The sequence below is a fragment of the Pseudomonas sp. DY-1 genome (assembly GCF_003626975.1).
GTDB lineage: Bacteria > Pseudomonadota > Gammaproteobacteria > Pseudomonadales > Pseudomonadaceae > Metapseudomonas.
This window is the reverse complement of record NZ_CP032616.1, coordinates 5782290-5797882: the sequence shown is the minus strand read 5'-3', so window position 1 is coordinate 5797882 and position 15593 is coordinate 5782290. Positions and strand designations below refer to the sequence as shown.

The 15593-nt window shown below is 63.6% G+C and carries 14 protein-coding genes and 2 pseudogenes; 8 read left to right on the top strand and 8 right to left on the bottom strand.

The features are described 5' to 3' along the window. Window positions 1–215 precede the first annotated feature (215 nt). The 5 genes from D6Z43_RS27280 to edd all read right to left on the bottom strand — a co-directional run bounded on the left by D6Z43_RS27280 (window position 216) and on the right by edd (window position 6654). Window positions 216–1469 carry an ABC transporter substrate-binding protein gene (locus tag D6Z43_RS27280; protein WP_120655088.1) on the bottom strand — a complete coding sequence of 418 codons (1254 nt, stop codon included), beginning with the start codon at window positions 1467–1469 and terminating at the stop codon, window positions 216–218. Window positions 1470–1629: 160 nt separating this feature from the next. Further along, window positions 1630–3045, bottom strand: coding sequence for an ATP-binding protein (locus D6Z43_RS27275; RefSeq protein ID WP_120655087.1), 1416 nt, complete (start codon window positions 3043–3045; stop codon window positions 1630–1632). Window positions 3046–3049: 4 nt separating this feature from the next. Continuing rightward, window positions 3050–3781 carry a response regulator gene (locus D6Z43_RS27270; RefSeq protein WP_028630341.1) on the bottom strand — a complete coding sequence of 244 codons (732 nt, stop codon included), beginning with the start codon at window positions 3779–3781 and terminating at the stop codon, window positions 3050–3052. A 75-nt stretch (window positions 3782–3856) separates the two neighbouring features. Further along, on the bottom strand, window positions 3857–4831 hold the full coding sequence (locus D6Z43_RS27265; protein WP_120655086.1) for a glucokinase: 975 nt from the start codon (window positions 4829–4831) through the stop codon (window positions 3857–3859). Then, entirely contained in the window at window positions 4828–6654 is a 1827-nt protein-coding gene (edd, locus tag D6Z43_RS27260; RefSeq protein ID WP_120655085.1) for a phosphogluconate dehydratase, read from the bottom strand. Before edd ends, D6Z43_RS27265 begins: the two co-directional genes overlap by 4 nt. 360 nt (window positions 6655–7014) lie before the next feature. Here edd and D6Z43_RS28025 point away from each other — a divergent pair, with 360 nt between their 5' ends. The 3 genes from D6Z43_RS28025 (at window position 7015) to D6Z43_RS27250 (ending at window position 8200) form a co-directional block, all read left to right on the top strand. Further along, window positions 7015–7155 (top strand): hypothetical protein, encoded by a 141-nt coding sequence (locus D6Z43_RS28025; RefSeq protein WP_162945880.1) that lies wholly within the window; start codon window positions 7015–7017, stop codon window positions 7153–7155. Window positions 7156–7219: 64 nt separating this feature from the next. Then, the gene (locus D6Z43_RS27255; RefSeq protein ID WP_028630338.1) at window positions 7220–7645 is read left to right on the top strand and encodes an organic hydroperoxide resistance protein; all 426 of its coding nucleotides are present in this window, start codon (window positions 7220–7222) and stop codon (window positions 7643–7645) included. 237 nt (window positions 7646–7882) lie between these two features. Then, on the top strand, window positions 7883–8200 hold the full coding sequence (locus D6Z43_RS27250; protein WP_120655084.1) for a heavy metal-binding domain-containing protein: 318 nt from the start codon (window positions 7883–7885) through the stop codon (window positions 8198–8200). A 1-nt stretch (window position 8201) separates the two neighbouring features. Here D6Z43_RS27250 and D6Z43_RS27245 read toward each other — a convergent pair. Together D6Z43_RS27245 and ppk2 are read right to left on the bottom strand one after the other, a co-directional pair. Then, window positions 8202–8738 (bottom strand): annotated as a pseudogene (locus D6Z43_RS27245) (transglycosylase SLT domain-containing protein); the annotation flags it as partial. Between the two features lie 35 nt (window positions 8739–8773). After that, entirely contained in the window at window positions 8774–9595 is an 822-nt protein-coding gene (ppk2, locus tag D6Z43_RS27240) for a polyphosphate kinase 2 (RefSeq protein WP_120655083.1), read from the bottom strand. Window positions 9596–10044: 449 nt separating this feature from the next. On the opposite strand from ppk2, the pseudogene D6Z43_RS27230 reads away from it, so the two are divergent. Continuing rightward, window positions 10045–10338: pseudogene (locus D6Z43_RS27230) on the top strand (c-type cytochrome); the annotation flags it as partial. Window positions 10339–10580: 242 nt separating this feature from the next. Here D6Z43_RS27230 and rfaH read toward each other — a convergent pair. Continuing rightward, complete coding sequence (rfaH, locus tag D6Z43_RS27225) at window positions 10581–11084, bottom strand: transcription/translation regulatory transformer protein RfaH (protein ID WP_120655082.1); 504 nt, start codon at window positions 11082–11084, stop codon at window positions 10581–10583. Window positions 11085–11598: 514 nt separating this feature from the next. Here rfaH and D6Z43_RS27220 point away from each other — a divergent pair. From D6Z43_RS27220 to D6Z43_RS27205, 4 genes are read left to right on the top strand one after another with little or no spacing between them, the layout of a single operon-like run. After that, window positions 11599–13488 (top strand): phage tail sheath C-terminal domain-containing protein, encoded by a 1890-nt coding sequence (locus D6Z43_RS27220; RefSeq protein ID WP_120655081.1) that lies wholly within the window; start codon window positions 11599–11601, stop codon window positions 13486–13488. A gap of 13 nt (window positions 13489–13501) precedes the next feature. Beyond that, window positions 13502–14020, top strand: a complete 519-nt coding sequence (locus D6Z43_RS27215) for a phage tail protein (RefSeq protein WP_120655080.1) — start codon at window positions 13502–13504, stop codon at window positions 14018–14020. Between the two features lie 8 nt (window positions 14021–14028). Further along, entirely contained in the window at window positions 14029–14766 is a 738-nt protein-coding gene (locus D6Z43_RS27210; RefSeq protein ID WP_120655079.1) for a hypothetical protein, read from the top strand. Further along, window positions 14763–15593, top strand: coding sequence for a hypothetical protein (locus tag D6Z43_RS27205; RefSeq protein WP_120655078.1), 831 nt, complete (start codon window positions 14763–14765; stop codon window positions 15591–15593). Before D6Z43_RS27210 ends, D6Z43_RS27205 begins: the two co-directional genes overlap by 4 nt.

Sequence of the window (15593 nt, the reverse complement as noted above, 5' to 3'; positions counted from 1 at the left end):
CGCAAGGAAAGAGCGGTGGCACGGACCTCGTAGGAGCCAGCTTGCTGGCGAACAGAGGCAGCCGACCGGCATTGAGGTTGCCGACCAACTCCGCATCGCCAGCGAGCTGGCTCCTACAGGTAGTTCAGGCGCGACCGATCCCGAGGCACACACCTGGGCATGTGCCTGAATTCAGACTTGGAATCCGGCGGGGCAAGACCCGCCCGGGTGCGCGCTTACTGCACCGCTTCGATCGCGGCGGCCAGTTGTTGCGCGGCCTTCTTCGGGTCGGCGGCGGGGTCGTTGAAGAAGTTGGTCACCACGTCGAACACCGCGCCCTGCACGTAGCTGGAGGCGGCCATGCCGTGCGCCAGGCTGGGCTGCAAGCCATCGCCCGCCGCCGCTTCCTTGAAGTCCTTCATGGACTGCTGGGCGCAGGCGTCGAAGCTCGACATGTCCTGATCGAGGCGAACAGGGATGGAACCCTTGTTCTGGTTGAAGAACTGCTGGAACTGCGGCTCGAGCACCGTGCGCGCCAGGTCGTTCTGCGCCTGGATGTTCGCTTCATCCTTGAGCTTGAACATGGCCAGGGAGTCGATGTTGTAGGCGAAGCTGCCCTGGGTGCCGGGGAATGGCAGGCACTGGTAGTCCTTGCCCGCCACCTTGCCGGCGGCGCTCCACTCGCTCTTGGCCCAGTCGCCCATGATCTGCATGCCGGCCTTGCCGTTGATGACCAGGCCGGTGGCGCTGTTCCAGTCACGACCGGCGGCGTCGGGGTCGACGTAGCCGCGCAGCTTCTTCAGGGCGGCGAAGACTTCCACCATCTTGTCGCTGGTGAGGGTCGCCTTGTCCTGCAGGACGAAGGCCTTGTGGTAGCCCTGCGGGCCGAGAATGCTGAACACCAGATCCTCGAACACCGTGCCGTCCTGCCAGGGCTGGCCACCGTGGGCGAGCGGGATGAAGCCGGCAGCCTTGAGCTTGTCGGCGGCCACGAAGAATTCGTCGAGCGTAGTGGGCGGCGTCGCGCCGGCCTTCTGGAAGACCTCGGGGTTTATCCACAGCCAGTTGACCCGGTGCACGTTGACCGGCACGGCCACGTAATGGCCGTCGTACTTCATGATGTCCGCCACCTGCTTGGGCAGCAGGGAATCCCACTTGCCTTCGCTGGAGACCTCATCCAGTTCGGCCAGCAGACCCAGCTCGCCCCACTCCTGGATATCCGGCCCCTTGATCTGCGCGGCAGACGGTGGGTTGCCGGAGACGGCGCGGGTCTTCAGCACGGTCATGGCAGCCTCGCCACCACCACCGGCAACGGCGAAATCCTTCCAGGTGTGGCCTTTCTCTTCGACGAGTTTCTGCAGGGTATCGGCGGCACGCTTCTCGCCACCGGACGTCCACCAATGCAGGACTTCCACTTCGCCGGCGAGGGCGGACAGGGGGAACAGGGAGGCGAGGGAAACGACTGCGGCCAGGCGGGAGATGGCATTCATGGACGGGGATACCTTCTTGTTTTTATGACTGTGCAAGTCGGTGCTTGCGCTTGCCTGCAGTCTAACCACGGCCTTCAAGCCCGCGGGTAACAAAGGGATAGTGGATGGTCACGGGGTGGTTACAAAACTCGGGCTGACTCCCTCTGGGAGAGGGAGAAAATCAGGCCTGCCTGGGCAACCACAGCGTCACCCGCAAGCCGCCTTCACGCAGATTGCGCAGGCTCAGTTCTCCGCCATGGCTGTGCGCCAGATTCCGCGCGATGCCCAGCCCCAGCCCGTAGCCCTGCGTATGGCCGGCCAGGCGAAAGTGCGGCTCGAACACCTGTTCCAACTTCTGCTCCGGCACACCGGGGCCTTCGTCGTCGACATGCAGCACGAAGGCGTCATCGCTGTCTTCGATCTGCAGGTGCGCGCGCTCACCGTATTTCAAGGCGTTGTCCACCAGGTTGCCGATGCAGCGACGCAGGGCCAGGGGCTTGCCGGGATAGGACGCACTCGCCTCCCCCTCGAGCGTCACCTGGCCGGAGCCGAGGTAGGGCTCGATCAACCCATGCAGCAGGTGATTGAGATCCACCGGCTCGATGTTCTCGTGGATGTCGGTGTCCTTCACGCACTGCAGCGCGCCCTTCACCAGCAGTTCCAGTTCATCCAGGTCACGGCTGAACTTGGCCTGCAGTGTCTCGTCCTCCAGCAACTCCACCCGCAGGCGCAGTCGGGTGATGGGGGTACGCAGGTCGTGGGAGATGGCACTGAACAACTGGCTGCGTTCGCTGAGGTAGCGGCTGATGCGTTCGCGCATGCTGTTGAAGGCGCGGCTCACGTCGGCCACTTCGCTGCCACCGGCTTCCTGCAGGGGTTCCACTTCCGCCCCCAGGGACATTTCCCGCGCGGCCCTGGCCAGACGCTTCAGCGGGCGGCTCTGCCAGTGAACCAGCAGGCCGATGAACAACAGTAGGAACGAGCTGGTGAGGATGATGAACCAGAGCTGCTGGGTGGGCAGGCCCTGGTCTTCCAGCGTGGCGTACGGCTCGGGCATCAAAGATGCGAGGTACAGCCATTCGCTGGGCCCGATCTGGATCTGGGTGACCAGGATGGGCGGATTCACCGGTTCCAGGGTCAGCGCGTAGTGAGCCCAGGAGCGCGGCAGTTCGTCGAGTTTCAAGCCACTGTTGAAGATGCGCAGATCATCCGGATTGACGAAGTGCAGGGACAGGTCCACCTGCTTGCCCAGCCGTTCACGCAGCACCGTTTCCACCTCGTCGAGCACCGCGCGCTTGCGCGGGGTTTCCGGCAGCACGCGCATCTCCAGCGGCTTGTCGTTGAGGGACACGAAGAAGCGCGTGCCGCCCATTGAGCGCAACTGATCCAGCACCATGGGGCGGTAGCCGATGGGCAGCGAGCGGATGTAGCTGACGCTGGCGACCATGGATTGCGCCAAGCTGCGGGCGCTGGTCAGCAGGCCCTCCATCTGGCTGGCGCGCAGCTGCGAGACCCAGATGACGCTGGATAACGCCTGCGCCAGCAGCACCACCAGCAGGGTGAGAAACAGCATGCGCCCGAGCAGCGAGCGCGGCATCAGCCTAAGCATGGTGGTGCGGCGTCACCTGCGCCGCCAGCAGGTAACCCGCGCCGCGCACGGTGCGGATCAGCCGTGGTGCCTTGCCCGTGTCGCGCAGGCGTTGGCGCAGGCGGCTGACTGCCATGTCGACGATGCGCTCCAGGGGCATCACCTCACGGCCACGGGTGGCGTTGGCGATGGTGTCGCGATCGAGGATCTGCTGCGGGTGGTCGAGGAAGAGCTTCAGCAGGGCAAAGTCGGCACCGGAAAGGATCACCTCCTCGCCGTCCAGGTGAAACAGGCGATGGCTGATCATATCCAGGCGCCATTCATCGAAGGCCAGCACCTCGACCACCGCTCGCTCCTGACCGAAACCGACGCGACGCAACAGGGCCTTGATCCGCGCCAGCAGCTCACGTGGGCTGAAGGGCTTGCCAAGGTAGTCGTCGGCGCCCAGCTCAAGGCCGATCACGCGGTCGGCTTCGTCGGAGCTGGCAGTGAGCATGATGATCGGCACCTGCGCGAGGCGCTGATGGGCGCGTACCCAACGACACAGGCTGAAGCCGTCTTCGTCGGGCAGCATCACGTCGAGTATCACCAGATCCGCCGCCTCTTCACCCATGGCACGACGGAAGCCGTCGCCATCGGCCACGCTGCGCACCTGGAAGCCGGCGCGGCTCAGGTAGGTTTCCAGCAGTTCGCGAATCTCCTGGTCGTCATCCACCAGGAGAATGGATTTTCCGGATTGGCTCACAGTGGCCGTCCTTTGTTGTTCTGATCAAACACTGGTGATACGAGGTGCCGGTAGGATGGGTCGGGCGGCGTTCCGCTACGCTCTATCCATCCTACGGAATAGCGCCTGCTGCAGGGCGACTCCGGCGCCTTCCAGGCCGGGGTATTCAGCTGTCACCAGCCACACGGGGATGCCTTCGAAATAACCGCTCATGCAGCCCTTGCTGGCGAAGGCGCGGGCGAAGCCGCTCTTCTGGAAGAAGGCAGCGAAGCGCGGCACCACGCCGCCGACTATATACACACCGCCACGGCCGCCAAGGGTCAGCACATTGTTGCCGGCCACTCGCCCAAGCCAGCCGCAGAACAGGTCCAGCACGTCCTCGGCCAGCGGGTCGCCCGCCAGCGCCGCCGCACTCACTTCCGCAGGCGAAGCCAGGCGCGGTGCATGACCGTCCACGGCACAGGCCGCGCGATAGAGCTGTAGCAACCCATTGCCGCTGAGCACGTTCTCGGCGCTGACATGACCGAGCTGGCCGTGCAGTTGCTGCCAGAGGGTTGCCTCGCGCAGGTTGCCCACCGGCAGGTCGACATGTCCGCCCTCCCCCGGCAACGCCTTCCAGCGCCCTTCGCCCAATGGCAACAGGGTGCCGACGCCAAGGCCGGTGCCAGGGCCGATCACCACCGCCGGACTGTCCAGATCGGCGACGCCGGGACAGATCTGCAGCTTTTCGTGCTCGCGCAGGCGGGTCATGCCCAAGGCCATTGCGGAGAAGTCGTTGATCAGCAGCAACTCCTCCACCTGCAAGGTGCGGCAGAAAGCCGAGCGGCTCAGGCGCCAGTGATTGTTGGTGAAGCGGAAGTGCTCGCCACTCACGGGCCCGGCCACGGCCAGGCAGACGGCACCCAGGCTACCCAGCGCCAGGCCGAGGCCGGCGAGGTAGTGACTGATGGCCTGTTCCGGCCCTGCAAAGTCGGCGGTGGCCAGCACGCGCACCGACTCCAGTTCCTCGTCTCGCCAGAGGGCGAATCGCGCATTGGTACCGCCAATGTCTCCGACCAGCGCCAACGTCACTTCAGGCTCTCCAGGTTGCGGGTGAAGGCACTGGCGCCCTGCTCGGCACTGCTGAAGGATTCGCGCATGAAGGCAAAGAGTTCGCGCCCCGTTCCCACGTTCGCTTCGAGGTCCCAGGGTGCCGGCGCGCGGGCGGCGAACTCGGCGGCATCCACCAGAACCTCCAGGGTGCCGGTGGTGCCGTCCACACGTACCCTATCGCCGTCGCGCAGCCGCGCCAGCGGCCCGCCGTCGAAGGCTTCCGGGCAGACATGGATGGCGGCGGGAATCTTGCCCGAAGCGCCGGACATGCGCCCGTCGGTGACCAGGGCCACCTTGAAGCCACGGTCCTGCAGCACACCGAGGAAGGGGGTCATCTTGTGCAGTTCGGGCATGCCATTGCTGCGCGGGCCCTGGAAGCGCATCACCGCCACCAGGTCACGGTCCAGTTCACCGGCCTTGAAGGCATCGGCCAGCGCCTGCTGGTCGTGGAAGACCCGCACCGGGGCCTCGACCACCTGGTGCTCCGGTGCCACGGCGGACACCTTCATCACGCCACGGCCAAGATTGCCCACCATCACACGCAGACCACCCTCCGGCGAGAAGGGCGTCGAAACCGGACGCAGGATGGATTCGTCCAGACTCTTGCTCGAACCTTCGCGCCACACCAGCTTGCCGTCTTCCAGGAACGGCTCCTGGGTGTACTGGCGCAGGCCGCGCCCCATGACAGTGTTGACGTCTTCATGGAGCAGGCCGGCATCGAGCAGCTCGCGTACCAGGAAGGCCACACCGCCAGCGGCGTGGAAGTGGTTGATGTCGGCCTTGCCGTTGGGATAGACGTGGGCCAGGGTCGGCACCACCTCGGAGAGGTCCGCCATGTCCTGCCAGGTGAGCTGGATGCCCGCCGCCTGGGCAATGGCAGGCATGTGCAGAGTGTGGTTGGTGGAGCCACCGGTGGCGTGCAGGGCGACGATGGAGTTGACCAGCACGCGTTCATCGACGAGTTCGCCGAGCGGCAGGAACTGCCCGGACTGCTTCGTCAGGCGCGTTACCTGGCGCGCTGTCTCCACGGTCAGCGCCTCGCGTAGCGGGGTATTCGGGTTGACGAAGGAGGCGCCTGGCAAGTGCAAGCCCATGATCTCCATGAGCATCTGATTGGTGTTGGCGGTGCCGTAGAAGGTGCAGGTGCCGGGGCTGTGGTAAGCCTTCATTTCCGACTCCAACAGCTCATCGCGGCTGGCCTTGCCTTCGGCGTAACGCTGGCGCACTTCGGCCTTTTCCTTGTTCGACAGACCCGACGGCATGGGTCCGGCGGGCACGAAGATCGAGGGCAGGTGGCCGAAGCGCAGGGCGCCCATCATCAACCCGGGGACAATCTTGTCGCAGATACCGAGGAAGAGCGCGGCATCGAACATGTTGTGCGACAGCGCCACCGCGGTGGACATGGCGATCACTTCGCGGCTGGCGATACCCAGCTCCATACCCGGCTCCCCCTGGGTGACGCCGTCGCACATGGCCGGCACACCGCCGGCGACCTGGCCCACCGAACCAATGTCGCGCAGTGCCTGGCGGATTTTTTCCGGGTAGACCTCGTAAGGTTGGTGCGCCGAGAGCATGTCGTTGTAAGCGGTGACGATGGCCACGTTGGCCGAATCCATCAGGCGCAGGCGCTGCTTGTCGCCACTACCGCAACCGGCCACTCCATGGGCGAAGTTGGCACATTGCAGCTTGCCGCGCTGCGGCCCATCGCTGACCGCCTTGTGAATCATCGCCAGGTAGCGCTCGCGGGTTGCGCGGCTGCGCTCCACCAGGCGTTCGGTTACCTCAAGTACGCGGGGATGCATGGATTCGACTCCAGGTAGCGGGTAGATTTGTTTTTATACAAACTACAATACTGCCAATAAGATTGGAAATTCACTACTAAATTCAAAATATTTTGTTATTAAAACAACAAAACCAGAAAGACCCACTCTCATTCATATAGACCACCGACTCGGGCGGGGCGCGCAGCATAACGCCCGCCCCGCTCCGCCACCTATTCCACTCATGGCGCATTCCAGAGGCTTATGTCTTTTCTGAGTGGGCGCTAGAGCGAAATGCTCTAAAAAATATCTTGCACGCAAAATAACTCAGCAGTAATTTCAACCTCACCGAATTACTTAACGCACAAAACATTAACGAACAAACTACATCGGAGAATCACCATGAAAGCCTTGATCACCTTCACCGCCATCCTCGCGCTTTCCTCCGCCAGCTTCGCCGATACCGGGAGCAGCGAGCAGAAAAGCAGCGGCAACGGCAGCGGAGCCCAGTACCCGGAATGGCTGATCAACCACGACGGCTGATCCAGACAACCCCGACCACTCACGCACACCACGCAATCCAAACCTGACTGAAAAGGAAACCATCATGAGCATCGAAAACGTTCTCTACCGCGCCTACGCTGAAGCCACCGGCGGCCGTGAAGGCCGCGCCATCTCCTCCGACGGCGTACTCGACGTCAGCCTGACCACCCCGCGTGAGCTGGGCGGCGCCGGCGGCGAAGGCACCAACCCCGAGCAGTTGTTCGCAGCCGGCTACTCGGCCTGCTTCCTGGGCGCACTCAAGTTCGTCGCAGCCCGCGACAAGCACAAGCTGCCGGCTGATACCTCCATCGAAGGCATCGTGGGCATCGGCGCCATTCCCACCGGCTTCGGCATCGAGGTGGAGTTGCGTATCGACATCCCCGGCCTGGACCGCGAGGAAGCCCGCGCCATCGTGGACAAGGCGCACATCGTGTGCCCTTACTCCAACGCCACTCGCGGCAATATCGACGTGACCCTGACCCTGGTCTGAGTCGCACAAGGAACAAGGGCGGGCATCCCGAGAGGGGTGCCCGTTCTTTTTTGTGTGGGAGCGATTTCAATTTGGCTCCCGCAAGGAAGCCGCAGAGAACCTCGACTGCAGGGGCGCATTCATTCGCCAAGCAGGTCGAAGGTCTGCCGTTCAATGCCCAGAGGTCTGCTACGCAGCCCTTGACGATCGAAATCGCCCCTACAATTGCCCTCTATCCCCACCGCCAAGGAGTGCAACATGATCCTCTCCACCACCCCCACCCTCGAAGGCCGAACCATCCGCGAATACAAGGGCATCGTGGTCGGTGAAGCCATTCTCGGCGCCAACGTGTTCCGCGACCTGTTCGCCGGCATCCGCGACATCATCGGCGGCCGCTCCGGCGCCTATGAAAAGGAACTGGCCAAGGCCCGTGAAATCGCCTTCGAGGAATTGTCCGAGCGCGCCGAAAAGCTCGGAGCCAACGCGGTGGTCGGCATCGATATCGACTACGAGGTAGTCGGACAGAACGGCAGCATGCTGATGGTGAGCATCAGCGGCACTGCCGTGACCATCTGAGTCAGGACTTCCGGGCCTTCGCCATCTGCTTGTCTCGGGCGAGCTTGTAGGCCACGTAGTACTTGTAGATATTGCCGACGTAATCCACCGTCTCGCGCCCCACCAGGCGCGCGGCGGCGTGCTCGACGTTGCCGAACCAGACGTTCTTGTCCAACCCCGACTTCTCTGCCAGCCGGCGGAACTTGCGCAGGTTTCCCGGCCCGGCGTTGTCGGCGGCGAAGGCCATCAGGGTGCGGTTCACCGGCGTCAGTTCGGGGTCGTTCAGGTACTTGTCGGCCAGCAGCCGCATGTACTTGCTGCCCGCCTCGATGTTGCGGTCAACGTCCTTGTCGATCTCCGCGATGCCCACGCTGGGGTCGGCTGCGGTGCTGGGCAGCAACTGCATCACACCAACCGCACCGCGATGGCTGCGAGCATTCTGGTTGAGCTGGGACTCCTGGTACCCCTGGGCCATCAGCATCAGGTAGTCGAAGTCGTAGGTCCCGGCGTGCTTCTCGAAAATGCCGACCAGCGCGGCAAAGCGCTTCAACTCCTCCTCATGAGACACCGCCTTCGCCGCCCAGGGCGACGGAATCAGAACACCTCGTCGACCAACCGGAATGGATAAGGCGCCGCCTTGTACTTGCCCAGCTTGCCGCGCTTGGGCAGTTCGACCTTCTGATCGCGGGTCAGGTCCTTGTAGGGAATCTGCTTGAGCAGGTGGCTGATGATGTTCAGTCGCACGCGACGCTTGTCTTCCGAATTGGCCATGTACCAAGGCGCCCAGGAAGAGTCGGTGGCAGCGAACATTTCGTCGCGGGCGCGGGTGTAGTCATCCCAGCGAGCGTATGACTTGAGGTCCATGGGCGACAGCTTCCAGATCTTGCGCCCGTCGTCGATACGGTCCTTGAGCCGGCGGGTCTGCTCCTCGGCACTTACCTCGAGCCAGTATTTGACCAGGACGATCCCGGACTCGACCATCATCTTCTCGAACAGTGGCGTGACCGTGAGGAACTTGTGAGATTGCTCCTCGGAACAGAAGCCCATGACTCGCTCGACACCGGCGCGGTTGTACCAGCTGCGGTCGAATATCACGATTTCACCGGCCGCCGGCATATGCGCCAGATAGCGCTGTATGTACATCTGGGACTTTTCCCGCTCGGTGGGTGCCGGTAGCGCTACTACACGGAACACTCGAGGGCTGACCCGCTCGGTAATGGCCTTGATGGTCCCGCCCTTGCCTGCGCCGTCGCGCCCTTCGAAGACGATGCAGACCTTCAACCCCTGGTCCACCACCCATTGCTGGAGTTTCACCAGTTCCACGTGCAGGCGCTTGAGCTCCTTGTCGTACTCCTTGCGCCCCAGACTGTCCTGCTCCGCCGCGTTGGCGGCCGCCTTTTTCTTGCCCTTCGCCATGACCTGCTCCGCTGTTGTGGGACCCGATCAGTAAAAGCTAGCTGAGCTCTGGCATCTTGCTGGTCCACAAGCGAAACGCCCCATCCTGCGAGGCAGAACGGGGCGTTGTGAGCTTTCCGGCGCCACCGCTGCGCTGCAACCCGGCGCGCCGGTGCTGCTGCGCTGGGCCGCGGCGAATGCCTGCGTCTACACCGAGTGGAACGAAAGCGACCTGCTCAAAGGTGACGGGGCGCACTGAAGCGCATGGAGCTGCGAAGCCTGTAAGCGAATTCACTCGCGAAGCAGCCCACAGGCCTTCTAACCCTGGGGTACGCCACGCGCACCGGCTTTCGGACCAGGTCGAGTGCCGCTACAAACGACTTCGCGAATCAATTCACTCCTGCACGGGCCCTATCCCTGGTCGGCCTTCCTGTCGGCCTCATCCAACTCCTTGACCCTCCAACGGCGAGCAACTGTTCCGCACCCGATGCAGCGCCTGTCACACCCTCGGCCCGCAGGACGGCGAACTGGGTGCCTTGCGCAGCGTCGGCCCGGACCGGCTCGGCGTGACTCACCAGCGCGACGCTCAATGGCTGGCCCGCTGGCTCAAGGAGCCAGACCGCATGCTCGCCGAAAAGGACCCGCTGGCGGTCGAACTCTTCCGCCAATACAACCAGGTCGCCATGCCCAACCTGCAATTGGGCGAACAGGATATCCAGGCTCTGTTTCAATACATCGGTGACGAAGAACAACGGCAGGAATAACGCTAGCGAACCAAATGGACTTGTTCGGCTGGACTTTCACACACCGATTCCGAAGCAGAACCTCAACACCCCATCAAGTTCTGTGAAGAATTGAGAATTCCGCCAGAACCCACAACATGTTACGAACATCACCAGCATTCGGAAAAACTTTTAAATCGAAATTTTAAAAAACTCATAAATATTTAAACAACCCCCAAAGAACCAGACCAACAACATTAAAAAAATGAATACAAATGTATTTATCAAGCCACGAGATGGGATATCGGAATACTGACTTGTTGCTTGCGATTCAGGATGTTCAACAAGAGCCTCACGCGTTGATCCCCATCCATGGCCAGGAATATCGCATCCATCTCCGCGTAGGGCCCGACCCGAACCTGGACGCTGTCGCCAGCATGCAGGGCCGTAATTCCTCCCGCGTTGGCGCAGCGTTGCCGGAGGTGTTCGATGATGCTGTCAGGCACCCGCGCAGGGCTGCTTGAAAAGCTCACGACCCTTGCCACTCCTCGCGTACAGCGCAGTGCGACCCAATTGTCCTGGGCACGGAGATGGACGAACAGATAACCGGGAAACATCGGTTGGGTGAGCCGCCGCAGCCTGCCACCCTTGAGACTTTCCACCTCGAGGACCGGGCAGAAGCAGTCGAATCCCTGACGTAACAGATGCTCCCGCGCACGCTCATCCTGACGCGATTTGCACTGCAGGAGATACCAGGCAATTTCGGGGAGAAGTGCGTCCTTGCTCATGGCTGTCCCTGGCGTGAATGAACCTCACCATGACGCTAGTTCCACGCGCAAATTCCTGCCGCAAGACAAAACCGCCGGCCGACTAATGGTCATGCCGCCGCCCTCTCCGCTTGTCGGAAAGTATTAGCTGGACGCGCGCAGAGATTGTGCGCGTTAGACGGCGAACTATCCTGACTTCCTGTCATTGGACAGCACTCATTGAAGGCACTCTGCCATCAATTAATGCACATGGAATTGTGATCCCAAGTTAGTACACAAGTTCCAACACACAAACTTTCGCCCAACTTGTTGAAGGCGAGTGGCGGTAGCCTTGTGCCTGGATTATCGAGCACGCTCGAACAGGTAGCGGCCCCCTCCCTTTGCCCTTCCGTGCTTCGCTGCCCAGCAGCCCTGCCAACGGCAGCATCACCCCCTGCCCCGCGCAGTCGAACCGAGTCACCCAAGAGTCCACCAGGGACACCGCCAGGCGCCTCCCTGGCTGGGTCCCCTGCACAGCGCAAAAGGAGTCGGCGTCATGGTCCAAGTCAGCTATCCCGGTGTCTACATCGTCGAAAAGGCCAGCGGGGTACGCACCATCACGGGTGTTGCGACCTCCATCGCCGCCTTCGTCGGCTATACGCGCAAGGGCGTGCCCGACAAGGCCGTGGCTATCACCAGCTTCGCCGATTTCGAGCGCGGCTATGGCGGCCTCGACCGCGATAGCCCACTGTCCTACGGCGTCCGCCAATTCTTCCTCAACGGAGGCACCCAGGCCTTGATCGTGCGTGTGGCGGTCGGTCACGCCACCAGTTCCTGGGTACTGGAGAACAGCGCCGGCGACCCTGTTCTGGAAGTCAGCGCCGCCAGCCCCGGTGCCTGGGGCAACGGCCTGCGGCTCAGCGTGGTGCACACCGGCGTGCGCAACCCGGACAGCGACTTCAATCTGGTGGTCTCGCAGTTGCAGGCGGACGGCGCCACCCTGGTGCCGGTAGAGACCCATCGCAACCTCAGTCTCGACTCCAACTCCGCGCAATACGCCATTTCGGTAATCAACAACGCGTCCGCACTGATCCGCGTCGCCCGTACGGGCGGCCTGACCTTCGCCGAAGCCGGTCGCGCGGTCAGCGCCGAACTCACCACCTTCCCTCTCGATCCGGCGAATTCCACCATCGGCGGAACGCTCAATGGCACCACTCCCTTCCTGCTGACCCTGCAAGATGCACCCTGGGCCAACATCGGCGACCTGGTGACTTCCACCAATGACGCCATCGTTGCCGCTGGCCTGGCCGCCGAGCTCCAGGCGTCCGAGACCGGCGCAGACGGCGAAACCGGCAACGACCACCTGAGCCTGGAGTCCCTGACCGCCGGCGAATCCTCCAGTGTGACCATTGCGGGAGGTGCCTTCGGAGGCCTTACCGCGACCCTCCACCTGGGGCTCGCCAACCTCGGCCGTGAGTTCACCGGCGCCGCCGAGCATCGTCCGGCCGTGGTCAGCAACCTCGCGCCCGCCGCAACCGGGACCGATGGCGCTCGCGGCGGAGCACTCGAGCTTGTGGGCAACGAGTCGGCCAAGACCGGGATCTATGCCCTGTTGGACGTGGACCTCTTCAACATCCTGGCCATCCCGGAAACCTTCGACATGACAGCTGGCCAGGAGGCCGGGGTAATACCTGCGGCCACCGCCCTGTGCGAAGCGCGGCGCGCCTTCTACATCGTCGACGCACCGTCCAATCGCACGCTGGCCAACATCGGCACCTGGACCAACGCCGCTTCGCAGTCGCGCAACGCCGCCACCTACTTCCCCGCCGTGCGCCTTGTCGACCCACTGGACGGCCTGCGGCCACGAGCGATGGCCCCCTCCGGCACCCTGGCCGGAGTCTATGCGCGTACCGATGCCACCCGTGGCGTCTGGAAAGCTCCCGCCGGCACCGATGCCGTACTCAATGGCGTGCTCGACCTGGCCCTGCCGGTCAACGACCTGGAGAACGGCCAGATCAACCCGCTCGGGGTCAATGTGCTGCGCAGCTTCCCCGCCTACGGACGGGTTTCCTGGGGAGCACGCACCATGAAGGGCGCCGACGCCCAGGCGGACGAATACAAGTACATCCCCATTCGCCGCCTCGCCCTGTTCCTCGAAGAAAGCCTTTATCGCGGTACCCAGTGGGTAGTCTTCGAACCGAACGACGAGCCGCTGTGGGCGCAGATCCGCCTGAACCTGGGCGCCTTCATGAACGGTCTGTTCCGTCAGGGCGCCTTCCAGGGCAAGACGCCCCAGGAAGCCTTCTTCGTCAAATGCGACAAGGAAACCACCACCCAGGCCGACCGCAACCTCGGCATCGTCAACATCCAGGTCGGCTTCGCCCCTCTGAAACCGGCGGAGTTCGTCGTCCTCACCATCCAGCAGATCGCCGGCGATCTGCAATAAAGGGAGTCGGATCATGGCCCAGTTCGCCGTCAACACCCATCGTTTCGATCCCTACAAGAACTTCAAATTCCGCATCAAATGGGATGGCCGATACGTCGCGGGCGTCAGCAAGGTCGGTGCGCTCAAGCGCACCACCGAAGTGGTCGAGCACCGTGAAGGCGGTGACCCGTCCACCTCGCGCAAATCCCCGGGGCGAACCAAGTACGAAGCCATCACCCTGGAGCGCGGCGTCACCCATGACCTGGAGTTCGAGGCATGGGCCAACAAGGTCTGGCACGTCGGCACCGGGCTCGGCGCAGAGGTCAGCCTGAAGGACTTTCGCAAGGACCTGATCCTGGAGGTCTACAACGAAGCCGGGCAGGTAGTGTTGGCCTACAAGATCTATCGCTGCTGGGTTTCGGAGTTCCAGGCGCTGCCTGACCTCGACGCCAACGCCAACGCCATCGCGATCCAGACCCTGAAGCTGGAGAACGAAGGTTGGGAGCGTGATCCTGAGGTCTCCGAACCTACGGAACCTGTCCTGGCGGGGTGACCTGAGCCATGCATCAACTCCCCTCGCGCATCTCGATGCGGCCCTTCGGCGAACTCGCGGACCTGGACCTCGATTTCGCCGACCGCGACCGTCCAGGTCTGGTCACAGCGCTGCTGACCCAGTGCGCCAGTGGAACCGACATCGGGTTCTGGTGGGCGCAGCCGGTTAGCCGGCGCAGCGCCGCGCTGCTGCGCCTGGTGGCCGCCACCGACGGCGTGCATAGCCTGCCCTTCAGCGCCCGGTGCCCGGCCTGCAACGAGGTGTTCGAGTTCGAACTCCAGCTGGCGCCATTGCTGGGCACTGCCGAGGCCGAAGGGCCGATCCAGGTGAGCCTGGGCCCGGACAGCCAGGTCACCTTGCGTCGTCCCACAGGCGAAGACCTGCGCAACTGGCGACAAGCGCGACCCGGCACGCCGGACGTGGCGCGACGGCTGATGCTCGACAGCCTGTTGCTGGCAGGACAGGTGCGCCCTGAGGACGAAGCGCAACTATCCGCGGCCATTGCCGAGGCAGACCCGCTGGTGGCCCTGGCCGTGGGTTGCAACTGCCCGGCATGCGGTGCGGACAGCGAAGTGCCCATCGACCTCGATGACGCCGCCCTGGCCCGTCTCAACGCACGCCAACGGGCCCTGCTGCGCGACGTGCATGACCTCGCTTCCCGTTACGGCTGGAGCGAAGCCCAGGTCCTGGCGCTGACCCCGGCGCGCCGTGCCCAGTACCTGGCCCTGATCGAGGCTTCGAGATGAGCGATTACTTCGCCGCCCTGATGCGCGCCAGCGGCCTGTTCTCCCCGGCGGGCACACCCACTTTCGAAGCACCTCTGGAGCTGGGTGCAGACGCGACGGTGCCGGCTGCGCCGAGCACACCGGTCTCCCGGCCCTTCACCTCGCAGGCTTTGCGCACAGCGATCCCGGACACACGGGTACCCACCCCCGAGGCCCCGGCGTCACAGCCCATGCGGGTAGACCTTGCCCGTGAGCCTGGTCGACCGGATGAAACACCCCGGCCGGGCAACACGGCGCAGCTTCACGACCTTGCACTGCGCCAGCACACGCCCGAATCGCCCCTGCCACAGAACATCGAAGAGCACGAACATCAGGGGCGCCCGTCTTCTGTCAATGACCCGGTGCAGGCCGCCCTGCGCTGGATAGCGGCCGATCCGCAATTGGCCGCGCCCCTGGAGCAGCCTTCCCGACACGGTGCCCGGCCGCCGCAGAAATCGGAGGGCCAACCTTCGCCCCCGCATCCGGAACACGCCACCACACGGGCCCAGCCGGGCTCCATGCCCGCGCCGGTGGCCAATGCCGCCACGATAGTCCCCTCGTCCAGCGCCTTTGGCGCCCCCATCTCCGCAGCCGAACCGGCGATACCAGAAATCCAGCCCGAGGCGCCCGGACGCTCCATGGAAGAGTCCGTGGAAATTTCTATCGGCGCGATTCACTTGCGAGTCGAGGCACCAGCCCCGCAGACCGTGGCGCGCCCTGCCACGCAGCCTGTGCGTAACCAGCCATCGGCCACACCCACCGCCCCCGGCCGAAGTGGCCTGTCGCGCCGCGCCCTGCGGAGACTCTGA